Source organism: Nocardiopsis sp. iso_40 (assembly GCF_056173285.1).
Window position 1 is genome coordinate 1,977,166 of the sequence record NZ_CM149666.1, and the last position, 20,415, is coordinate 1,997,580.

Annotated in this window: 18 protein-coding genes and 1 riboswitch; of the genes, 9 read left to right on the plus strand and 9 right to left on the minus strand. The window is 72.1% G+C overall.

All coding sequences use genetic code 11. The features are described from left to right. Positions 1-275 precede the first annotated feature (275 nt). The 3 genes from AC0VYD_RS08785 to thiO all read right to left on the minus strand — a co-directional run bounded on the left by AC0VYD_RS08785 (position 276) and on the right by thiO (position 2,629). Positions 276-1,106: a thiazole synthase gene (locus tag AC0VYD_RS08785; protein ID WP_475479408.1), complete on the minus strand. Its 831-nt coding sequence runs from the start codon at positions 1,104-1,106 to the stop codon at positions 276-278. Between the two features lie 3 nt (positions 1,107-1,109). Continuing rightward, entirely contained in the window at positions 1,110-1,322 is a 213-nt protein-coding gene (thiS, locus tag AC0VYD_RS08790; RefSeq protein ID WP_475479409.1) for a sulfur carrier protein ThiS, read from the minus strand. Further along, positions 1,313-2,629, minus strand: coding sequence for a glycine oxidase ThiO (gene thiO, locus AC0VYD_RS08795; RefSeq protein ID WP_475479410.1), 1,317 nt, complete (start codon positions 2,627-2,629; stop codon positions 1,313-1,315). The genes thiS and thiO overlap by 10 nt, the downstream gene beginning before the upstream one ends. Beyond that, a riboswitch (TPP riboswitch) is annotated at positions 2,598-2,708 on the minus strand. It overlaps the preceding gene by 32 nt. A gap of 122 nt (positions 2,709-2,830) precedes the next feature. Here thiO and AC0VYD_RS08800 point away from each other — a divergent pair. Together AC0VYD_RS08800 and thiE are read left to right on the plus strand one after the other, a co-directional pair. Beyond that, complete coding sequence (locus AC0VYD_RS08800) at positions 2,831-3,190, plus strand: Rv2175c family DNA-binding protein (RefSeq protein ID WP_191273527.1); 360 nt, start codon at positions 2,831-2,833, stop codon at positions 3,188-3,190. An 80-nt stretch (positions 3,191-3,270) separates the two neighbouring features. Further along, positions 3,271-3,942, plus strand: a complete 672-nt coding sequence (gene thiE, locus AC0VYD_RS08805) for a thiamine phosphate synthase (protein ID WP_475479411.1) — start codon at positions 3,271-3,273, stop codon at positions 3,940-3,942. A gap of 43 nt (positions 3,943-3,985) precedes the next feature. Here thiE and AC0VYD_RS08810 read toward each other — a convergent pair whose 3' ends face one another. The 4 genes from AC0VYD_RS08810 to AC0VYD_RS08825 form a co-directional block, all read right to left on the minus strand. Beyond that, positions 3,986-4,987 (minus strand): zinc-binding dehydrogenase, encoded by a 1,002-nt coding sequence (locus AC0VYD_RS08810; RefSeq protein WP_475479412.1) that lies wholly within the window; start codon positions 4,985-4,987, stop codon positions 3,986-3,988. A gap of 147 nt (positions 4,988-5,134) precedes the next feature. Beyond that, entirely contained in the window at positions 5,135-6,028 is an 894-nt protein-coding gene (locus tag AC0VYD_RS08815) for an SDR family oxidoreductase (protein WP_475479413.1), read from the minus strand. 68 nt (positions 6,029-6,096) lie between these two features. Beyond that, positions 6,097-7,386 (minus strand): DUF418 domain-containing protein, encoded by a 1,290-nt coding sequence (locus AC0VYD_RS08820; RefSeq protein WP_475479414.1) that lies wholly within the window; start codon positions 7,384-7,386, stop codon positions 6,097-6,099. Between the two features lie 147 nt (positions 7,387-7,533). Then, complete coding sequence (locus AC0VYD_RS08825; protein ID WP_475479415.1) at positions 7,534-8,610, minus strand: polyprenyl synthetase family protein; 1,077 nt, start codon at positions 8,608-8,610, stop codon at positions 7,534-7,536. Between the two features lie 268 nt (positions 8,611-8,878). On the opposite strand from AC0VYD_RS08825, the gene metF reads away from it, so the two are divergent. Next, the gene (gene metF / locus AC0VYD_RS08830; RefSeq protein ID WP_452546164.1) at positions 8,879-9,808 is read left to right on the plus strand and encodes a methylenetetrahydrofolate reductase [NAD(P)H]; all 930 of its coding nucleotides are present in this window, start codon (positions 8,879-8,881) and stop codon (positions 9,806-9,808) included. On the opposite strand, the gene AC0VYD_RS08835 is transcribed toward metF, so the two are convergent. After that, positions 9,720-10,334 carry a GNAT family N-acetyltransferase gene (locus tag AC0VYD_RS08835; RefSeq protein ID WP_475479416.1) on the minus strand — a complete coding sequence of 205 codons (615 nt, stop codon included), beginning with the start codon at positions 10,332-10,334 and terminating at the stop codon, positions 9,720-9,722. The genes metF and AC0VYD_RS08835 overlap by 89 nt on opposite strands. Before the next feature lie 325 nt (positions 10,335-10,659). Then, positions 10,660-11,154, minus strand: a complete 495-nt coding sequence (gene bldD, locus AC0VYD_RS08840) for a transcriptional regulator BldD (RefSeq protein WP_013154123.1) — start codon at positions 11,152-11,154, stop codon at positions 10,660-10,662. Positions 11,155-11,655: 501 nt separating this feature from the next. Between bldD and pyrR the strand changes: the two genes are divergently transcribed. The 6 genes from pyrR to AC0VYD_RS08870 all read left to right on the plus strand — a co-directional run bounded on the left by pyrR (position 11,656) and on the right by AC0VYD_RS08870 (position 20,358). Then, positions 11,656-12,360 (plus strand): bifunctional pyr operon transcriptional regulator/uracil phosphoribosyltransferase PyrR, encoded by a 705-nt coding sequence (pyrR, locus tag AC0VYD_RS08845; protein ID WP_475479417.1) that lies wholly within the window; start codon positions 11,656-11,658, stop codon positions 12,358-12,360. After that, positions 12,360-13,268: an aspartate carbamoyltransferase catalytic subunit gene (locus AC0VYD_RS08850; protein WP_473040579.1), complete on the plus strand. Its 909-nt coding sequence runs from the start codon at positions 12,360-12,362 to the stop codon at positions 13,266-13,268. Before pyrR ends, AC0VYD_RS08850 begins: the two co-directional genes overlap by 1 nt. Positions 13,269-13,517: 249 nt before the next feature. Next, positions 13,518-14,819 carry a dihydroorotase gene (locus AC0VYD_RS08855; RefSeq protein ID WP_475479418.1) on the plus strand — a complete coding sequence of 434 codons (1,302 nt, stop codon included), beginning with the start codon at positions 13,518-13,520 and terminating at the stop codon, positions 14,817-14,819. Between the two features lie 53 nt (positions 14,820-14,872). Continuing rightward, entirely contained in the window at positions 14,873-16,018 is a 1,146-nt protein-coding gene (carA, locus tag AC0VYD_RS08860; RefSeq protein WP_475479419.1) for a glutamine-hydrolyzing carbamoyl-phosphate synthase small subunit, read from the plus strand. Between the two features lie 12 nt (positions 16,019-16,030). Further along, complete coding sequence (carB, locus tag AC0VYD_RS08865) at positions 16,031-19,339, plus strand: carbamoyl-phosphate synthase large subunit (protein WP_475479420.1); 3,309 nt, start codon at positions 16,031-16,033, stop codon at positions 19,337-19,339. 119 nt (positions 19,340-19,458) lie between these two features. Continuing rightward, positions 19,459-20,358: a dihydroorotate dehydrogenase electron transfer subunit gene (locus AC0VYD_RS08870; protein ID WP_475479421.1), complete on the plus strand. Its 900-nt coding sequence runs from the start codon at positions 19,459-19,461 to the stop codon at positions 20,356-20,358. Positions 20,359-20,415 lie beyond the last annotated feature (57 nt).

Consider the following 20,415-nt stretch of genomic DNA (forward strand, 5'->3'; position numbering starts at 1 on the left):
TCGAACCGACACGATAGCGGAAGCCGGCGCCAGGTCTTGCCCCGCGGTTCACGGTCGCGGTGCCCCCGTACCCACCGGTGTGGCAGCCGACGCGGGGTCGGTGCGGGGCGTTCGCGCCTGGGTGGTCTGTCGGTGTGGGTACCGCCGAGCGGCCCGCACACCCCTCCCACGGTAAGGGACGTCGGCAAACCCGCCGCGGTGCCGCGCTGGCCCGCGACCCGCCCGGGAGAGCCGGGCCCGCCCGGCTCCCGCCGCGGCGGGAACCCCGCTCCGGCTCAGACCACGTCGGGGCTGGACGCCCGGGCATGCCGTCGGACCGGGATGCGCCCGGCCAGCCGGGCACCGCGGCCCGCCCGGACGGCGTCGCGCATCGCCGTGGCCATGCGCACCGGGTCCTGGGCGCGGGTCACGGCCGTGGCCAACAGCACCGCGTCGCACCCCAGCTCCATCGCCAGGGCGGCGTCGCTGGCGGTTCCGATCCCCGCGTCCACGATCACCGGGACGTCGGCCTGCTCGACGATCAGTTCCAGGTTGTGCGGGTTGCGGATGCCCAGTCCCGAACCGATCGGCGCGGCCAGCGGCATGACCGCCGCGCAGCCCAGCTGTTCCAGGCGGCGTGCCAGCACGGGGTCGTCGTTGGTGTAGGGCAGGACCGTGAAACCGTCGTCGACGAGCGCCTCGGCGGCGTCCAGCAGCTCCACGGGGTCGGGGAGCAGGGTGTGTTCGTCGGCGATCACCTCCAGCTTCACCCAGTCGGTGTCCAGGGCCTCGCGGCCGAGCCGGGCGGTGCGCACGGCGTCGGCGGCGGTGAAGCACCCGGCGGTGTTGGGCAGGGGCCGGATCCCGTTGCGCTTCAGCACGTCCCACACCGACCCCTGGGTGCCGGGGGCGATCCGGCGCATGGCCACGGTGGTCAACTCGGTTCCCGAGGCCAGGAGGGCCTCCTCCAGGACCTCCAGTGAGGGGGCTCCGCCGGTGCCGGTGATCAGGCGGGACCCGAAGGGGGTGCCCGCGATGACGAGGGGGTCGCCGGGGGCGCGGTCCGGGGTCCGCCCGGACGGGGCGGCCCCGGAGGGGACCGTTCGGGGCGCGGTCGTCTCGGACATGGTTCAGCCTCCCTGTACTGCGGTGAGTACGTCCACGCGGTCTCCCGCGGACAGCGCGGTGCCGGCCCACGCGGAGCGCCGCACCACCTCGTCGTTGACCGCCACCGCGATCCCGCCGGGGATCTCGCCGTTCCCGGACGACGTGAGGTCGCGTACGACCGCCGCCACCGTCTCGGCCGCGCTCTCGCGGCTCCGGCCGTTGATGATCAGTTCCACTGCTCTTCTCCCTGCTGTTCCCGCGCGGTCCCTTCCGCGCGCTCCCGGAGCGTGTCGTCGGCACCGCCGGGTCCGGGCGGCCCCTGTCCGGCGGTGAACCGGTCGGCGGCGAACCGGCGCGCGTACGCGGGCAGTGCGCCCCGGGTGAGGGCCTCGGCCACGGCGTCGCCGGTCGCGGGGGCCAGCAGCACCCCGTGCCGGAAGTGTCCGGCGGCCAGGTGCAGGCCGGGGACCCGCGTGGGTCCGAGGAGGGGTTCGTTGTCGGGGGAGCCGGGGCGCAGCCCGACACAGGTCTCGGTGACCTCCAGTTCGCTCACCCCGGGGACGAGTTCGCGCGCGTCCCGCAGGACCTGCCAGAGTCCGCCGGCGGTGAGGGCGGTGTCGTGGCCCAGTTCCTCCTGGGTCGCGCCCACGACGACCTCGCCCCCCTCCCTGGGTACGAGGTAGACCGGGAAGCCCCTGACCAGGCCGCGCACGGTGCGGTTGACCAGAGGGGGTTCGCCGGCGGGGACCCGGGCGCGCAGCAGCTGTCCCTTGACGGGGCGCAGCGGGGGCACCACGGGTTCGGGTACCCGGACGCGGTCGCCCCAGCACCCCGCCGCCAGGACGGCCTGGTCGGCCGGCAGGACGGAGCCGTCGGTCAGGCGCACGCCCAGACGGGCGCCGCCGGGGCCGGGGGAGGTGATCTCCTCGGCGTGTCCGCGGACCTCGCGCACGCCTTCCCGCTCACCGGCCAGGGCCAGGGCCAGGAGCAGTCTGCGGGGGTCCACGGAGTGGTCCTCGGGGGCCAGCACCCCGCCGCGCACACCCGGGGCGAGCGCGGGTTCGAGGCGGCGGCACTCGCGGCTGGTCAGCCGTTCGGTCGGCACGCCCAGGCGCCCGTGCAGCTCGTGCAGGCGGGTGAGGACGGCGAGGTCGTCGCGGTCGAAGGCGACCAGGAGCGTCCCCGTGCGCCGGTGGCCGACGTCCACACCGCTCACGGCCTGGAGCTCGGTGACGAAGTCGGCGTACAGGCCCGCCGAGCGCACGCCGAACTCCATCAGCTCCTCCTCGCCGAAGACCGCCTCGGTGGCGGGGGTGAGCATCCCCGCGGCGACGGTCGAGGCGGCGCGGGCGGAGGAGGGTTCGGTGACGGGGTCGGGTTCGACGAGGGTGACGGACAGGCCGCGCTGGGCGGCCCGCCAGGCGGTGACCCGGCCGATGACCCCGCCGCCGACCACGACCGCGGTATTGGTAGGACGAATCTTCTCGTGAGGGGGAGCGTCGAAGGTACGCACGGCGCCGTGTTCCACTCCCTTCGCCGGCATGATCCGGATCAGGTTCGTGCGGTCGGAGGCGGTGAGCCTCCCTCTCAGCCGGGTCCACCCGGCTCCCGCGGGACGTGTCTGTTCGACCCCATCCTAGGGCAGGGCGTCCGGCTCCGGCAGTGGCGGGGATCTCCGGGCGGGGGTGCGCCCCGCCCGGACGGATGGTCCCCGGGGGCCGGTCGGGTGTGGCAGATTGGTGGGGTGACACAAAGCGACCGTGAAATCGACGAACTCGTCGGCGACTGGCTGACCCTGCGTGAGGCGGCCGTGCCGCTGGGTGTGAGCCCCAATCGGATCAAGACGCTCATCCGCGAGAACCGCCTGATGGGCGTGGTCCGCGGTGGCGAGCTCTCCATCCCCGCCGCCTTCCTGGACGGCGAGGACCTCGTCAAGGGGCTGCCGGGCACCATCGTGCTGCTCACCGACGCGGGTTTCTCCACCGAGGAGGCCCTGCGCTGGCTGTTCACCCCGGACGAGAGCCTTCCGGGCACCCCGATCCAGGCCATGCGGGAGAACCGGGGCACCGAGGTCCGCCGCCGGGCCCAGGGGATGGCCTTCTAGTCCCGGGCGCGGCCCGCCGGGCACGCCGTCCCGGCCGCGCCCCTTGGGCCGCCGGGGCGTCAGGGCCTAGTGTGGTCGGTGTGAGGACCAGCCACGGAACCAGCCTGCGCAAGCGCCTGGACGCATCCCTTCTGTACCTGTGCACCGACGCCCGGACCGGGCGCGGCGATCTCGCGGAGTTCGCGGACGCCGCCCTGGCAGGGGGCGTGGACATCATCCAGCTCCGGGACAAGGACCTGGAGGCGCGCCAGGAGATGGCGGCGCTCGAGGTCCTGCGGGAGGCGTGCGAGCGCCACGGGGCGCTGCTCGCCGTCAACGACCGGGCCGACATCGCCCGGGCGGTGCGCGCCGACGTCCTGCACCTGGGCCAGCGCGACCTGCCGGTGCCCATGGCCCGCGACATCATCGGCGCCGATCCGATCATCGGCCGCTCCAACAACGACGCCGAGGCCGCCGAGCTCTCCGCGGAGGAGCCCGGGAGCGACTACTTCTGCGTGGGCCCGACCTGGGCGACGCCCACCAAACCGGGGCGTGCGGCCGCCGGTCTGGAACTGGTGGAGCGCGCCGCGGCACTGGGCACCGACCGGCCGTGGTTCGCGATCGGCGGTATCGACCTCGGCAACATCGACCAGGTGCTCGGCGCCGGTGCCACCCGGGTGGTCGTGGTGCGCGCCGTCACCGAGGCGGAGGACCCCCGCGCGGCAGCCAGCGCGCTGAAGGCACGGCTGGCCGCTCGCGCCGACAACACCTGACTGCCGCCCGGCCGCCTGGCCGGGAGCGCTGGGGCGGTGCCCGTCAGGGCACCAGGATCGCCTTGCCCAGGACCCTGCGGCCCTCCAGTGCGCTGTGCGCCTCGGCTGCGCGCTCCAAGGGCAGGGTCAGCCCCACGTGCGGTCGGATCCGACCGGCCCGGGCCTCCTCCAGGATCAGCCTGGTCAGGTCCCGCTTGCCTGTTCCGTCCGCCGGTTCGAGGTCGAACAGGCCCAGGGCGGTGATCCCGCGGCGCCCGGCCTCCGCGTCGTCGACCTCGGCGAACTCACCGCTGGGCGTTCCGTAGCTCACGAAGCGGCCGCCGTCGGCGGTGGCGGCGAACGCGGCGGTGCCCAGGGCGCCGCCCGCACCGTCGACCACCACGTCCGCCCCGCCTCCGGTGATCTTCCCGACCCGTTCCAACCAGTCGGGTCCGGAGTAGTCCACGACCTCCTCGGCGCCCAGCTCGCGGGCCAGGGCCAGTTTCTCCGGGCCCCTGGCAGCACCGATCACCCGTGCCCCCGCGAGGCGCGCCAGCTGGACGGTCAGGCTGCCCGCTCCGCCGGTGGCGGCCAGCACCAGCACCCAGGAGTCCGGGGTGAACCGGGCCGCCCGCTCCAGGAGCAGGGCGGTGGCACCGTCGGTCATCAGCGCGAGCGCCTCGTGGGCGTCCATGCCCCCGGGCACCCCGATGAGCGAGTCCTGACGCAGCACCGCCCGCTCGGCGTAGCCGTTGACCGGTACTGACGCCTCCCCGTCCCCGTTCGTCGGGCCCGTCTCACCGACGACCTCCGTGCCCAGCCACGCCGGGTCCGTCTCCGGACCGGTCTCGACGACCCTGCCCGACACGCCCCCTCCGGGCACGTAGGGCGGTGCCACCGGGAAGTGGTCCGTGCCCCGGCCCGACCGGATGAGGGTGTCCAGGTACATCACGTTGGCGCCGGTCACCTCCACCAGGACCTGGCCGGGCCCCGGCCTCGGGTCGGGGACCTCCCGGGCCACCAGGACCTCGGGTCCGCCGAACTCGTCCACCCGTACTGCGCGCATCTGCACCGCACTCCTTCTCGCCTTCTCGGCGGGGTTGTTCCCGCTGCCCACAGTCTTCTTCCTCAACTAATGTTGAGGTCAACTGGCGGCTCCGGAAAGAACGAAACCGCCGAGCACGGGGCACGGCGGTGGCGGAGAAGGGCGCGGTCAGACCGCGACGTGGGAGAGGGCGCTCGGGTGGCGGCGCAGGAAGCCCTCCATGGACTGCGCCGGATGCCCGGTCAGGTCCGGGACGGTGGTCGAGACCGCGTCCATCTCCCCGGCGGCGATCGCCGCGTACGAGGAGGCCCAGCCCTCGATCTCCCACTCGGCGGCCCCGCTCCGGCGGCGCGACTCCAGCGCCTCCTCCCAGGTCTGGGGCACGTACCGGATGTTGCGGCCGGTCAGCCGGCTCAGCTTGGCCACGGTGGCGCCCACCGACAGGGCCTCCGGGCCGGTCACGTCGTAGGTCGCCCCCTCGGAGGCGGCCACCGCCACGGGGTCGGTCAGTACGGCCGTGGCCACGTCCGCCACGTCGTCACGGGAGACCCACGCGGCCCTGCCGTCCCCGGCCGGCCCGCGCACCACCCCCTCGTCGTCCACCCAGCCGGGCAGCAGGTCCAGGTACAGGCTGGGTCTGAGGAACGTGTGCGACACACCGGTCGACCGGATATGGGCCTCGGTGTAGAAGTGCGTACGGGCGAACGTGAACGTGGAGGCGGGGCCCGCGCCGAGGAACGACAGGTACACGATCCGGGACACCCCGGCCCGGACCGCTCCGTCCACCGCGCTCAGGTGCGTGCGCACCCGGTCCTCGGACTCGGTCGCCGAGACCAGGAAGAGCGTGTCCACGCCGCGGCAGGCCCGCTCGAAGTCCGCGGTGTCCTCGTAGGCCGCCATCGCCGCGCTGCTCTCCGGGTACTCGGGTGCCCGGTTGATGTCGCGCACGATGAGACGCTGCGCCAGGCCGAGCCTCGCGATCCGGGCGGCCACACGCCCGCCCAGCGCACCCGTGGCCCCGGTCACCCCTATGGTGTGGTTTGTCATGTGATCGTCGCCCATGGAAACCCATCCTGGGGTACGAGCGGCTGCCCAGCGCTCATCGGCACGCCCCTTTTTGCGCCCGCCGGTCAGGGGGTGGTGCGCTCTTGGTGATCACCCGCCGGGCCGCCCCCGGAGGACGTACCGGCCGCTCCGGCCGGGCGCCGGTAGGACAGCCTGCGCAACAGGGCCTCGGCCGGTCCGCGCCGCCCCGCGCGCTCCATCGCGTGGGCGGCCGCCACCGTCACCAGCCACACCCCGGTCGCGTACAGGAACATCGTCCACGAGGACATGTGCGCGGCCAGTCCCAGACCCCAGGCGGCCAGGATCGGGGCGCACAGCACCGACTGGGCCAGATAGGAGCTGAGGGAGCGCTTGCCGGTGGCGCCCAGCGCGGTCACGACGACCCCCGGGGTCCGGCCGCGCCCCTGGATCCGGTGCGCGACCAGGGCGATCAGCGCGACGTAGCCGACCCCGCAGAACAGGCCGGTCAGCATGTGCGGCATGGTCAGCATCTGCCCCTGGGCCGGGGACAGCTCCCAGGCACCGGTCTGGGCCAGCGCCAGGGGGAGGCCGCCGAGCCAGCCGACGGTGACGCCCACGGCCGCGGCCCAGCGCAGGAGGACGAGGTGGCGCCCCGGCTCCTCCAGGACCCGGCGGCGCGCCGCCCAGTAGCCGAACAGGATCGCGGCGGGCACGGCCAGGCCCAGCAACCCCTGGCCGACACTGACCAGGGGCCAGAACGCCACGCGCTCCAGTGCGGCGGCGAGGGGGGACGCGTTGCCGATGTTGGCGGCCGAGGCGCTCAGGTCGAAACCGCCCCCGCCGCCCGTGGCGGCCTCGTCGACGAACGGCAGGGCCAGCAGACTGAACGCGGCCAGCAGCGTGATCAGGGCGGTCAGCACCGCACCCCACACGAGCAGCGTCACGTCCCTGCGTCGGAAGAACAGCCATCCCAGGAGCAGCCCGGCCAGGCCGTAGGCGCCGAGCACGTCGCCCATCCAGAGCAGGAGGGCGTGGAGGAAGCCGAAGACGATCAGCCACAGGTTGCGGCGGCGCAGCAGTGCGTTGACCTCCCGGACGGCGGTGCCCGCCGCCTCCTGGCGCGCGGCCAGCTGCACCATGCCGTAGCCGAACAGGAAGGCGAACATCGGGTAGCTGCGCATGTCCACGGCCACGACCGTGAAGAACTGCGCCGCCGTGTCCAGGACGCCCTCGGGCTCGGGGTGCATGGTGGCGCCGCCGCGCGGCGCGGCCCACAGGTACCAGACAGTGTTGGCCAGGGCGATGAACAGCAGCATGAAACCGCGTGCGAGGTCCGGCGCGAGCGCCCGTTCGGACGCGCTGGTCGGTCCGAGCGCGGCGGTGTTTCTGGACATGGGAGGGCTCCGGTTCCGGGATCTGTCTCGGGCTCCGATTCAAGCCGGAACCGGACAGCGGGCACAACCGGAAAAAGCCTGAGAAATCCCTCGAATCCTCAGGGTTTTCCCCTGGGCCTCCGGGCTCCGGGGCCCAGGGGCGACGGATCAGTGCGAGCGCCGGGTCGCGGCCACGACCAGCTCGCCCAGCGGACCGCGGGCGGACTCGTCCAGCTCGGGGCTCTCCAGGGCGTCGAGGGCCTTCCCGGTGTACTCCGAGATCATCGACTCGCAGGCGGCCAGCGCCCCGGAGGACTCGATCAGGCCGCACATCCACTCCACCGACTCCACCGCCAGGTCGGGGGCGCCCAACAGGCTCCGGAAGCGTTCGGCGTCGGCGGAACCGGACCGGGACAGGGTCTCGGCCACGACCAGGGTGCGCTTGCCCTCGCGCAGGTCGTCCCCGGCGGGCTTGCCCGTGGTGGACGGGTCGCCGAACACCCCGAGCACGTCGTCGCGCAGTTGGAAGGCGATACCCAGGGGGATGCCGTAGGCGGTGTAGACCCCGGCCAACTCCTCGCGGCGCCCGGCCAGGGCGGCGCCCAGGTGCAGGGGCCGCTCCACCGTGTACTTGGCCGTCTTGTAGCGCATCACCCGCAGGGCGGCCTCACGGCTGGCCGTGCCCCGGACCTGCTCCAGGGTGTCCAGGTACTGACCGGCCATCACCTCGGTGCGCATCGCGTCGAAGGGGACCCTGCCCTCGCGGAGGGTCTCCGGTGCGAAGCCGCTCGCCTGGTACATCTCGTCCGACCACGCCAGGCACAGGTCGCCGATGAGGATCGCGGCTCCCCGGCCGAACTCCTCGCTGTCACCGTTCCAGCCGCGGTCGGCGTGCAGTCCGGCCATGCGCTTGTGTGTGGCGGGCCGTCCCCGCCGGGTGTCGCTGTTGTCGATCACGTCGTCGTGGACCAGCGCACAGGCCTGGAGGAACTCCAGGGATGCGGCGGCGCGGACCATCCGCTCGTCACCGGCGGCGCCGCCGGCTCCGCGCCACCCCCAGTGGGCGAAGGTGGGGCGCAGGCGCTTGCCTCCGGAGACCATGGCCTCCAGGGAGTCCATCGCCGGGGCCAGCTCCTCTCCCACCTCCAACAGCTGCCCGCGGTGCGAGGCGCAGAAGGAGGAGAGTTCACGGTCCACGTCGGAACGGATGACGGAGGCGGCTGAGAAAGCGGAGGAGACGGCCATACCCTGCACATTATCGGCTGTCCGCGACGGGACGGGCGCTCCCGCGGCGTTCAGCGCGTCCCGCCTCGGACAGGACGCCCGAAGCCGCCCCCGAGACGGTGGCGTCTCTTTATCTGGAAGGTTTTTCGGCGAAGGTGCTGAAACCTGCTCACATTCTGGGAAAGAGACGGTTTCGGCCTCTCCGGTCTCAGCAAGTGGGACTCGGTGTCCGGCCACCGGAGGGGGCTCGCCTAGGATTGGTGGCATGTTGGCTGCACCGACCCACCCCGTGGCGCCCCGAACCCCGGCCTCGAAGCCGCGTCATATCCGTGAGCTCCTCGACTCGGGTGAGCCGATGTTCTCCTTCGAGTTCTTCCCGCCCCGGACCCCCGGGGCCAACGAGCGCCTGTGGCGGGCGATCCGCGAGATCGAGGCCCTGGGCCCCTCCTTCGTCTCGGTCACCTACGGCGCGGGCGGCAGCACCAGGGGTATGACGGTGGAGACCACCGAGCGCATCGCTACCGACACCACCCTGCTGCCGGTCGCGCACATGACGCTGGTGGACCACTCCGTGGCCGAACTGCGCCACCTCATCGGACGGTTGGCCGACGCCGGGGTGTCCAACATGCTGGCCGTGCGGGGCGACCCGCCCGGGGACCCGGACGGCGAGTGGGTCAGTCACCCGGAGGGGCTCACCTACGCCGAGGAGCTCGTGCGGCTGCTCAAGGAGAGCGGCGACTTCTGCGTGGGCGTGGCCGCCTTCCCCTACAAGCACCCCCGCTCCGCCGACGTGGAGACCGACACCGACTACTTCGTGCGCAAGTGCGAGGCCGGTGCCGACTACGCCATCACCCAGATGTTCTTCGACCCCGAGGACTACCTGCGCCTGCGCGACCGGGTGGCGGCCCGCGGCTGCGAGGTCCCCCTCATCCCCGAGGTCTTCCCCGTGGTGCGCACGTCGTTCATCCCGCGTTCGGAGAAACTGTCGGGGGCCCCGTTCCCGCGCGCCCTGGCGGCGAAGTTCGAGAGCTTCGGGGACGACACCGAGGCGGTGAGGGCCTTCGGTATCGAGTACGCCCAGCGCATGTGCGAGCGGTTGCTCGCCGAGGGCGCGCCGGGCATCCACTTCATCACCTCGAACCAGTCCACGGCCACCAGGCAGATCTACCGGGAGGTCGCCGGTCCCCGGGTCCGTCGAGCGGAAGCCGGGCGGCCATGATCACGAAGGGCTGGTCGGGCGAGCCGGGGAACGAGAAGGACCCCAGGAGCTCGACGAACCCGCACGAACGGTAGAGGTGGCGCGCCGCGGAGGGGCCCGTACGGGTGGACAGCACCGCGGTGCGCTCCGTGCGCCCCGAACACAGGGCGTGCAGGAGCGAACGGCCGATGCCGCGGTTCTGTGCCTCGGGGTGGACGTGCACCTCGGCGATCTCCAGGGGGTCGGCGAGGTAGCGGCGGACGTACCGTGAACGCCCGTGGGCGTGCAGCCCCTCGGTGACGACGTCGTGCCACCACTGCCCCGCGCGGCCGTGGAAGGCGTAGGCGAAGCCCACCGGGTGCTCGTCGTGCAGCGCCACCACCGACCTGAACCCGGGGTGGCGGGCGTGCTCGGCCATGACGGCGGCCCGCCCCGGGAGCTGTGCGGACGGCGGGCGCATGGCGGCCCCGTAGATCTCCAGGAGCGCCGGGACGGCGTGCGTGAACGCTGGGGGCGCGAGTTCGCGCAACTCGGTGTCGGCTGCCACGCCCCCAGACTAGACCTCGGGCTCCGCCGCCGCTGGTGGTTCCGGCGGCCGGGCCGCGGTCCCCGCGGACCCCGCGGGTCTCCTTGACGCCCCGAGCCGGAGGAGTGTTAACTGGTGTGTGTCGAACATGAGTTCGACAATCCCGCCGGTTCGCCGGCGGGGTTCGGCGCGGCCGGGCAGGGGAGGGGAAGCCCCCGCCCGGCCGCGCTGCGCTCCGGTGTCCGGCGCCGACACGGGTGCCCCGGGGTCCGGACGCGCGAAAGCCGGGTGCCCCGGCTGAGGGGCCACCCGGCTTTCGTGGTCCGCGTGTGTGCGGTCGGCGCTCCTAGAAGGCGTCGACGGCGCGACGTGCCTCCGGGTCGAGGACGCCCCAGTTGATGAGCTCCTCGGTCAGGTCCCCGGGGGACTTGTCGTAGATGACCGCGAGTGAACGCAGGTCCTCCTGGCGGATGGAGAGCACTCGCCCGTTGTAGTCGCCCCGCTGGCTCTGGATGGTGGCGACGTAGCGGGAGAGCGGTCCCGCCTTCTCCTGCGGGAGCTGCTGCATGCGCTCCAGGTCGATGACCAGCTTGGGTGTCGGACCCAGAGGTGTGGGTGCGGCGCCGCCGGGCAGCAGCTCCGACATCGGCACCCCGTAGAAGTCGGCCAGCTCGGCCAGCTTCTGCACGGTGACGGCGCGGTCGCCGCGCTCGTAGGAGCCCACCACGACGGCCTTCCAGCGTCCGTGGGACTTCTCCTCCACCCCGTGCAGGGACAGGCCCTGCTGGGTGCGGATGGCACGCAGTCGCGCACCGAGGGACTTGGCGTATTCGGATGGCATTTTCTTGTCGCTCCCGGCCGTGACGGTGGCTGGCGTGAGTGGGGAGACGTCCGCTCGTACTCGGCGGGCCGCCTGGGCGGTCCAGCGGATGGTCACGGGGTGCAACCCCACCCGGTAGTGGTTACAGACAGTGACGGTAGAGGGGGGCTGGTGTCCAGGTCAAGCCGTTGGTGTGAAACGCGACTAATCAGTGGCCAAACCGTGCGTAGGTGAGACGCCTCTCATTTGTGGACCAGTTGGGGCGAGTAGGGCACGTCTGGCGGGCGGAAAGCCCGCTCCTGCAGGGAATTTCGTGTTTCCTCCCCGTGGGTTGCGAATCCGTAGTGTCATGAAACGAATACCCTTGGCTGGACAAACGATGGCATGGGATGTGACTAGCATCACATCTGTGGTCTCGGCTTGTGGAACGCGCCTGAGGGTCCCTCCGTCCGCGCTGGTAGCGTGGGCCCGATCGACATCCTTTAACGACCTGTTCTGTGAGGCAGGGAAGGGGTCATTACTTTGCGTGCGCAAAAACCAACAAAAGGTGATGCGGGTTCCGCTGGTTCCGCACCGGATCCCGACGCACCCGAGGTGCCCGAAGGCACCAGAGCCGTCCTCGACGGCAACGAGCTCAACCGGGCACTGACCCGTATCGCCCACGAGGTGCTCGAACGCACCAAGGGCGGCCAGGACGTCACCCTCCTGGGCATCCCCTCACGCGGTGTACCGCTCGCCCGGCGCCTGGCCAGCCGCATCGAACGGGTCGAGGACCTCAGCGTCCCCACCGGCTCCCTCGACATCACGATGTACCGCGACGACCTGCGGTTGGCCCCCGCCCGCGCTCTCGGCAGAACCGAGATCCCGGCCGGCGGACTCGACGACCGCGTCGTCGTCCTCGTCGACGACGTCCTCTTCTCCGGCCGCACCGTCCGCGCCGCCCTCGACGCGCTGGGCGACCTCGGCCGCCCGCGCTCGGTCCAACTCGCCGTCCTCGTCGACCGGGGCCACCGCGAACTGCCCATCCGCGCCGACTACGTGGGCAAGAACCTGCCGACCTCCCTGCGGGAGAGCGTCACCGTCCGCCTGGACGAGACCGACGGCCACGACGCGGTCCTCCTCGGACCCTCCCGCCCCTCGCCCGCCACCACCCTCGGCGGCCTCAAGGGCGGTCCGCGGCCCGGTTCCCCCGACACGTCGCCCGCCACCACCGAAGGGGACGACTGATGCGCCACCTGCTGTCCGCCGGAGACCTCGGCCGCGACGAGGCCACCCTCGTCCTGGACACCGCCGCCGAGCTCGCCCAGGTCGGGGACCGCTCCGTCAAGAAGCTCCCCACCCTGCGCGGCCGCACCGTGGTCAACCTCTTCTACGAGGACTCCACCCGCACCCGGACCTCCTTCGAGCTGGCGGCCAAGCGCCTGTCCGCCGACGTCATCAACTTCTCCGCCAAGGGGTCCAGCGTCTCCAAGGGCGAGAGCCTCAAGGACACGGCGCTCACCCTGCAGGCGATGGGGGCGGACGCCGTCGTCATCCGGCACAGCGCCTCCGGGGCCGCCCACCGCCTGGCCAACTGGGTGGACGGGTCCGTCCTCAACGCGGGCGACGGCACCCACGAACACCCCACCCAGGCCCTGCTGGACGCCTACACCATGCGCGACCGCCTGGGGCGCCTCGAGGGCCTGCGCGTGGCCGTCGTCGGCGACATCCTGCACAGCCGGGTCGCCCGCTCCAACGTGCTGCTGCTCACCACCCTGGGCGCACACGTCACCCTGGTCGCGCCGCCGACCCTGCTCCCGGTCTCGGTGCACACCTGGCCGTGCGAGGTCTCCTACGACCTCGACGAGGTGCTGCCCAAGTCCGACGTGGTCATGATGCTGCGCGTCCAGGCCGAGCGCATGCGCGACTCCTTCTTCCCCTCGGTCCGCGAGTACAGCCGCAACTACGGGCTCGACGGAGAGCGCCTGAACCGGATGCCCGCCGAGGCCATCGTCATGCACCCCGGCCCGATGGTCCGCGGCATGGAGATCTCCGCGGAGGTCGCCGACTCGCCCCGCTGTACCGTCACCGAGCAGGTCGCCAACGGTGTCAGCCTGCGCATGGCCGTGCTCTACCTGCTGCTCGGCGGCTCCTAGCCGTGTTTGCCTTGGACCTCCGCTCCGCTTCGATCCGTCTTCGGCCGCCTGAAAGGGCAGGAACTTTCGGCACCTGCGGTGTGATGGCTCGTTCCTCGCCACCACACCTCCGGCACCTCCAAAACCCTGCCGGCGTCCGAACGGGGAACCCGACGTCCGAACGCCCCGGCGCCCGCGCCCGGTGAGCTTGCCGCAGCCCGGACGCCCACGAACCTCATCTCCACCGAACACGAGAAAGCCGACACCCCGATGCCCCACACCAAGGGACCGCACCTGGTCCGCGGAGCCCGCCCGCTCGGCGGCGACCCCGTCGACCTGCTGTTCGTCGACGGCCTGATCGCCGAGACCGGCTCCGGCCTGCAGGCCCCCGAGGGCGCCCAGATCGTGGACGCCACCGGCCTGATCGCCCTGCCCGGCCTCGTGGACCTGCACACCCACCTGCGCGAACCCGGCCGCGAGGACGCCGAGACCGTCGCCTCCGGATCCCGTTCCGCCGCGATGGGCGGCTACACCTCCGTACACGCCATGGCCAACACGGACCCCGTCGCCGACACCGCCGGCGTGGTCGAACAGGTCTGGCGCCTGGGCCGCGAGGCCGGATACTGCGACGTGCGCCCCGTCGGCGCCGTCACCGTCGGCCTGGCGGGCGAGCAGCTCTCCGAGATCGGCGCGATGGCCGACTCCGCCGCCCAGGTCAGGGTCTTCTCCGACGACGGCATCTGTGTCTGGGACGCCCTGCTGATGCGCCGGGCCCTGGAGTACGTCAAGGCCTTCGACGGCGTCATCGCCCAGCACGCCCAGGAGCCCCGCCTCACCGAGGGCGCCCAGATGAACGAGGGCTGCGTCTCCGACCGGCTCGGCCTGCCCGGCTGGCCCGCGGTCGCCGAGGAGGCGATCATCGCCCGCGACTGCCTGCTCGCCCAGCACGTCGGCTCGCGCCTGCACGTGTGCCACGTCTCCACCAAGGGCTCGGTGGACATCATCCGCTGGGCCAAGGAGCGCGGCTGCGACGTCACCGCTGAGGTCACCCCGCACCACCTGCTCCTCACCGACGACCTGGTGGAGAGCTACGATCCCGTCTACAAGGTCAACCCGCCCCTGCGCACCGCCGAGGACGTCCAGGCGCTGCGCGAGGGCCTGGCCGACGGAACGATCGACATCGTCGCCACGGACCACGCCCCCCACCCCGTGGAGGCCAAGGAGACCGAGTGGTCCACGGCCGCCATGGGAATGGTCGGCCTGGAGACCGCGTTGCCGGTCGTGCAGCGGACGATGGTCGACACCGGCCTGCTCACCTGGGCCCAGGTCGCCGACCGCATGTCCGCCGCTCCGGCCCGCATCGGCCGGGTGAGCGGCCACGGCCGCGGCCTGGCGGTCGGTGAACCCGCCAACGTCGTCCTGTACGACCCCGAGGCGCCCGTCGACGTCGACGGGGCGGCCATGGCCACCAAGAGCAGCAACACCCCGTTCCGGGGGATGACCCTGCCCGGCCGGGTCCGCGCCACGTTCCTGCGCGGCGCGCCCACCGTCCTGGAGGGGAAGATCAATTGAGCACAGTGAACACAGGCACCCAGGCCAGCCCTGGTGGCACAGAGGGGGGAAACGTGTCCGAGGAGACCGGCGGGCCGGCGATTCTGGTACTCGAGGACGGGCGCGTGTTCCGCGGCCGATCCTTCGGTGCCACAGGCGAGACCTTCGGCGAGGCCGTCTTCAACACCGGGATGACCGGCTACCAGGAGACCCTCACGGACCCCTCCTACCACCGCCAGATCGTGGCGATGACCGCGCCGCACATCGGCAACACCGGGGTCAACGACGACGACCCCGAGTCCGGCCGGATCTGGGTGGCGGGATACGTCGTCCGCGAGCCCGCGCGCATCCCCTCCAACTGGCGCGCCCAGCGCACGCTCGACGAGGAACTGCGCCGCCAGAACGTGGTCGGCATCGCCCTCACCGGGACCCGGGCCCTCACCCGGCACCTGCGGGACCGCGGCGCCATGCGCGCGGCGGTCAGCACCGTCGAGACCGACCCCGAGGCGCTGCTCGCCCGCATCCTGGAGCAGCCCCGCATGGCCGGTTCCGACCTGGCCGCCGAGGTCAGCACCGACGGCGCCTACGAGATCCTGCCGCCCGAGGGGGTGGCGACCCGCTTCCACGTCGCCGCCGTCGACCTCGGCATCAAGGCGATGACGCCCCAGCGGCTGGCCGAGCGCGGCTGCCGGGTCACCGTGCTGCCCGCCTCCGCCACCGCCGAGGAGATCCTCGCGCTCGACCCGGACGGCGTCTTCTTCAGCAACGGCCCCGGGGACCCCGCCACCGCGGACCACCCGGTCGAGGCCATGCGCGGCGTCCTGGACTCCGGGAAGCCGCTCTTCGGTATCTGCTTCGGCAACCAGATCCTGGGCCGCTCCCTGGGCCTGGGCACCTACAAGCTGCCCTTCGGCCACCGGGGCGTCAACCAGCCGGTCATCGACACCCGCACCAAGAGGGTCGCGATCACCAGCCAGAACCACGGCTTCGCCGTCGACGCCCCGCTCGACGCCCCCTTCGACACCCCCTACGGCCGGGCCGAGGTCAGCCACATCGGCCTCAACGACCAGGTCGTCGAGGGTCTGCGGCTGCTGGACCGCCCCGTCTTCAGCGTCCAGTTCCACCCGGAGGCCGCCGCGGGCCCCCACGACGCCGCCGAGCTCTTCGACGAGTTCGTCGACCTGATGTCCGACCAGCCCGCACCGGCTGCCAAGCAGTAAGAGGAACAGAGCATGCCGCGCCGTAGTGACCTTTCATCCGTCCTCGTGGTCGGCTCCGGTCCGATCGTGATCGGGCAGGCGGCCGAGTTCGACTACTCGGGTACCCAGGCCTGCCGTGTCCTGCGGGCCGAGGGCCTGCGGGTCATCCTGGTCAACTCCAACCCGGCCACGATCATGACCGACCCGGAGATCGCCGACGCCACCTACGTCGAGCCGATCACCCCCGAGATGATCGAGAAGATCATCGCCAAGGAGCGCCCCGACGCGCTCCTGCCCACCCTGGGCGGGCAGACCGCGCTCAACGCCGCCGTCGACCTGGACGAGGCCGGGATCCTGGCCAAGTACGACGTCGAGCTCATCGGCGCCAACATCGAGGCCATCCAGTCCGGCGAGGACCGCGAGAGCTTCAAACGGATCGTCGAGCGCATCGGCGGCGAGTCCGCCCGCTCGCGTATCTGCCACACCCTCCAGGAGTGCCTGGACGCCGCCGAGGAGCTGGACTACCCGGTCGTGGTCCGCCCGTCCTTCACCATGGGCGGCGCCGGTTCGGGCTTCGCCCACAACGAGGGCGAGCTGCGCCGTATGGCCAGCCAGGGCCTCGCGCTCTCCCCGACCACCGAGGTGCTCCTGGAGGAGTCCATCCTCGGTTGGAAGGAGTACGAGCTGGAGCTGATGCGCGACACCAACGACAACGTCGTGGTCGTGTGCTCCATCGAGAACCTCGACCCCATGGGCGTGCACACCGGCGACTCCATCACCGTGGCCCCGGCCATGACCCTCACCGACCGCGAGTACCAGAAGCTGCGCGACATCGGTATCGCGGTCATCCGCGAGGTCGGGGTGGACACCGGCGGCTGCAACATCCAGTTCGCCGTCCACCCCACAACCGGCCGGATCATCGTCATCGAGATGAACCCCCGGGTGTCCCGCTCCTCGGCGCTGGCCTCCAAGGCCACCGGCTTCCCGATCGCCAAGATCGCCGCCAAGCTGGCCGTCGGCTACACGCTGGACGAGATCCCCAACGACATCACCAGGGAGACCCCGGCCAGCTTCGAGCCCACGCTCGACTACGTGGTCGTGAAGGTCCCCCGTTTCGCCTTCGAGAAGTTCCCCGGCGCCGACCCCACCCTCACCACCACCATGAAGTCGGTGGGCGAGGCCATGGCCATCGGCCGGTCCTTCCCCGAGGCCCTGCAGAAGGCCATGCGCTCCCTGGAGAAGGCGGGTGTCGGCCTGACCTGGGCGGGCGACCCCGGTGACAAGGACGAGCTGCTGCGCCGCGCCGCACAGCCCACCGAGCACCGGCTCCGCCAGGTCCAGCAGGCCCTGCGCGCCGGAGCCACGGTGGAGGAACTGCACGAGTCCACGAAGATCGACCCCTGGTTCCTGGACCAGATGCTGCGCCTGGAGGAGACGGCCCGCGTCCTGGCCGGAGCGGGCAAGCTCGACGCGGACCTGCTCCGCGAGGCCAAGGGCCTCGGTTTCTCCGACGTCCAGATCGGTGAGATCACCGGCAAGTCGGAGGACGTGGTCCGCGAGCTCCGGCACGCCCTGGGCATCCACCCCGTCTACCTGACCGTGGACACCTGCGCCGCCGAGTTCGAGGCCCAGACGCCGTACCTGTACTCCAGCTACGACGAGGAGACCGAGGTCCCCGCCGGGGACAAGCCCAAGATCATCATCCTGGGCTCGGGGCCCAACCGCATCGGCCAGGGCGTGGAGTTCGACTACTCCTGCGTCCACGCCTGCTTCGCGCTCTCCGACGCCGGGTTCGAGACCGTCATGGTCAACTGCAACCCCGAGACCGTCTCCACCGACTACGACACCAGCGACCGGCTCTACTTCGAGCCGCTCACCCTGGAGGACGTGCTGGAGGTCGTGCGCGCCGAGCAGGCCGCCGGACCGGTCGTCGGGGTCATCGTTCAGCTCGGCGGACAGACCCCGCTGGGCCTGGCCCGCCGCCTCAAGGCCGCCGGGGTGCCCATCATCGGCACCAGCCCCGAGGCCATCGACCTGGCCGAGGACCGAGGCGCCTTCGGCAGGGTCCTGGCCGACGCCGGGCTGCCCGCGCCCAAGTACGGCATGGCCTACTCCTTCGCCGAGGCCAAGGCCGCCGCGGACGAGATCGGCTACCCGGTCATGGTCCGCCCGTCCTACGTGCTGGGCGGCCGGGGCATGGAGATCGTCTACAGCGAGAAGATGCTCGCCGACTACATCGAGCGCAACGCCGAGGTCAGCCCCGAGCACCCGGTCCTGATCGACCGCTTCCTCGACGACGCCATCGAGATCGACGTCGACGCCATCTACGACGGCAAGGACCTGTACCTGGGCGGCGTCATGGAGCACATCGAGGAGGCCGGGATCCACTCCGGCGACTCGGCGTGCACCCTGCCCTCGATCACCCTGGGCAGCGAGGACATCGAGCGCATCCGCTACTCCACCGAGGCCATCGCGCGCGGTACCGGGGTACGGGGCCTGCTCAACGTCCAGTACGCGCTGGCCTCCGGCGTCCTCAACGTCCTGGAGGCCAACCCGCGCGCCTCCCGCACCGTGCCGTTCGTCTCCAAGGCCACCGCGGTGCCGCTGGCCAAGGCCGCCGCCCGCGTCATGGCCGGGAGCAGCATCGCCGAGCTCCGCGCCGAGGGCATGCTGCCCGCCCGGGGCGACGGCGGCGACCTGCCCGCCGACGCCCCGGTCTCGGTCAAGGAGGCGGTGCTTCCCTTCAACCGGTTCATCAACAAGGAGGGCGAGGGCGTCGACACCGTCCTGGGCCCGGAGATGCGCTCCACCGGTGAGGTCATGGGCCTGGACACCGAGTTCGGATCCGCCTACGCCAAGTCCCAGCTGGCGGTCAACGGCACGGTACCCACCCGGGGCAAGGTGTTCGTCTCGGTCGCCAACCGCGACAAGCGCTCGATGATCTTCCCGGTCAAGCGGCTGGCCGACCTCGGCTTCGAGATCCTGGCCACCGAGGGCACCGCCGTGGTGCTGCGCCGCAACGGCGTCCGCGCCACCGTGGTGCGCAAGCACAGCACGGGTGTCGGTCCCCAGGGCGAGCCCACCATCGTGCAGCTCATCCACGACGGTGACGTCGACCTGATCGTCAACACCCCGTTCGGCAGCGCGGGCCAGGCCGGTCCCCGCCTGGACGGGTACGAGATCCGGACCGCCGCCATCGTGCGGGGGGTGCCCAGCGTCACCACCGTGCAGGGTCTGGCCGCCGCGGTGCAGGCGATCGAGGCCCGTGTGCGCGGCGACGTCGGGGTGCGCTCCCTCCAGGAGCACGCCCGGACGCTCACGGCGAGTCGCCGGAGCTCCTAGGCTGTAGCCAGCCCGGGCCGAAGTGGAACACGGGCCCACAGCAGGTACGGCCCGGGCGCCGCGGGGACCCCGCGGCGCCCGGACCGCACAGCCGAGTTCTAGAGAGGCCGCCAGGACACATGAGCGACAACGGACCGGTGCAGACCAGGTGCCCTGTGCTGAACGTGCGCAGGGTGGACGCCTACTACGCCATCACCGTCGTCGCTCCGGGTATCGCCGAACGGTTCCGCTCGGGACAGTTCGTGTCGGTTGCGGTCGGCGGCGACCACTCCAGCACCCTGTTGCGCCGCCCCTTCGCCGTGCACGACGTCAAGCCCGACTACGGCGGCACCGTCGAGTTCCTGTTCGCGGTGCGCGGCAGCGGGACCGCCTGGCTGGCCGAACGAAGATCGCGCGATCTGCTCGACGTGGTCGGCCCTCTCGGCCGCCCCTTCCCGCTGCCCCGGGACCCGGTCAACTGCGTGCTGGTGGGCGGGGGCTCCGGGAGCGCGCCCCTGTTCCCGCTCGCGCAGTCGCTGCGCCGTCGGGGCTGCCGGGTGGACTTCGTGCTGGGCGCGGCCTCCGCCGACCGTGTGTTCAGCGCCATCACCGCCCGCCGTATCGCCGAAACCGCCGCCTTCACGACCGACGACGGTTCCTTCGGCACGCGGGGCCGGGTCTGTGACGTGCTGGGCCGGGTGATCGAGGAGGCCAGGTCCGACGCGGTCTACGCCTGCGGGCCGATGCCGATGCTGCGCGCGGTCACGGCCGTGGCGGGCAGCCACGGGCTCCCCGTGCAGGTCGCGGTGGAGGAGACCATGGCGTGCGGTGTCGGTATCTGTATGAGCTGCGTGATCCCGGTGGTGGGAGAGGACGGCATCACCCGGATGGTGCGCTCCTGCGTGGACGGCCCGGTCTTCCGGGGCGAACACGTGCGCTTCGACGACGTCGGCACGATCCCCTTCGACGCCCTGGGCGCGCCCGGCTGGAAGGGGTCCAGCGCGGCCCGCGCCGCCGAGTCGGCCCGCGACATCGCCTGATCCCAGCGCCGTGGAGACCACATCAGGACCGTGCCGACCGGCCACGAGTGAGCGAAG

Coding starts and splice junctions, on each gene's coding strand:
- AC0VYD_RS08815 (WP_475479413.1), bottom strand. CDS start 6,028: ATGGGCGACGATCACATGACAAACCACACCATAGGGGTGACCGGGGCC.
- bldD (WP_013154123.1), bottom strand. CDS start 11,154: ATGCCATCCGAATACGCCAAGTCCCTCGGTGCGCGACTGCGTGCCATC.
- AC0VYD_RS08785 (WP_475479408.1), bottom strand. CDS start 1,106: ATGTCCGAGACGACCGCGCCCCGAACGGTCCCCTCCGGGGCCGCCCCG.
- AC0VYD_RS08855 (WP_475479418.1), top strand. CDS start 13,518: ATGCCCCACACCAAGGGACCGCACCTGGTCCGCGGAGCCCGCCCGCTC.
- AC0VYD_RS08825 (WP_475479415.1), bottom strand. CDS start 8,610: ATGGCCGTCTCCTCCGCTTTCTCAGCCGCCTCCGTCATCCGTTCCGAC.
- AC0VYD_RS08810 (WP_475479412.1), bottom strand. CDS start 4,987: ATGCGCGCAGTACGGGTGGACGAGTTCGGCGGACCCGAGGTCCTGGTG.
- AC0VYD_RS08870 (WP_475479421.1), top strand. CDS start 19,459: ATGAGCGACAACGGACCGGTGCAGACCAGGTGCCCTGTGCTGAACGTG.
- AC0VYD_RS08820 (WP_475479414.1), bottom strand. CDS start 7,386: ATGTCCAGAAACACCGCCGCGCTCGGACCGACCAGCGCGTCCGAACGG.
- carB (WP_475479420.1), top strand. CDS start 16,031: ATGCCGCGCCGTAGTGACCTTTCATCCGTCCTCGTGGTCGGCTCCGGT.
- AC0VYD_RS08850 (WP_473040579.1), top strand. CDS start 12,360: ATGCGCCACCTGCTGTCCGCCGGAGACCTCGGCCGCGACGAGGCCACC.
- thiO (WP_475479410.1), bottom strand. CDS start 2,629: ATGCCGGCGAAGGGAGTGGAACACGGCGCCGTGCGTACCTTCGACGCT.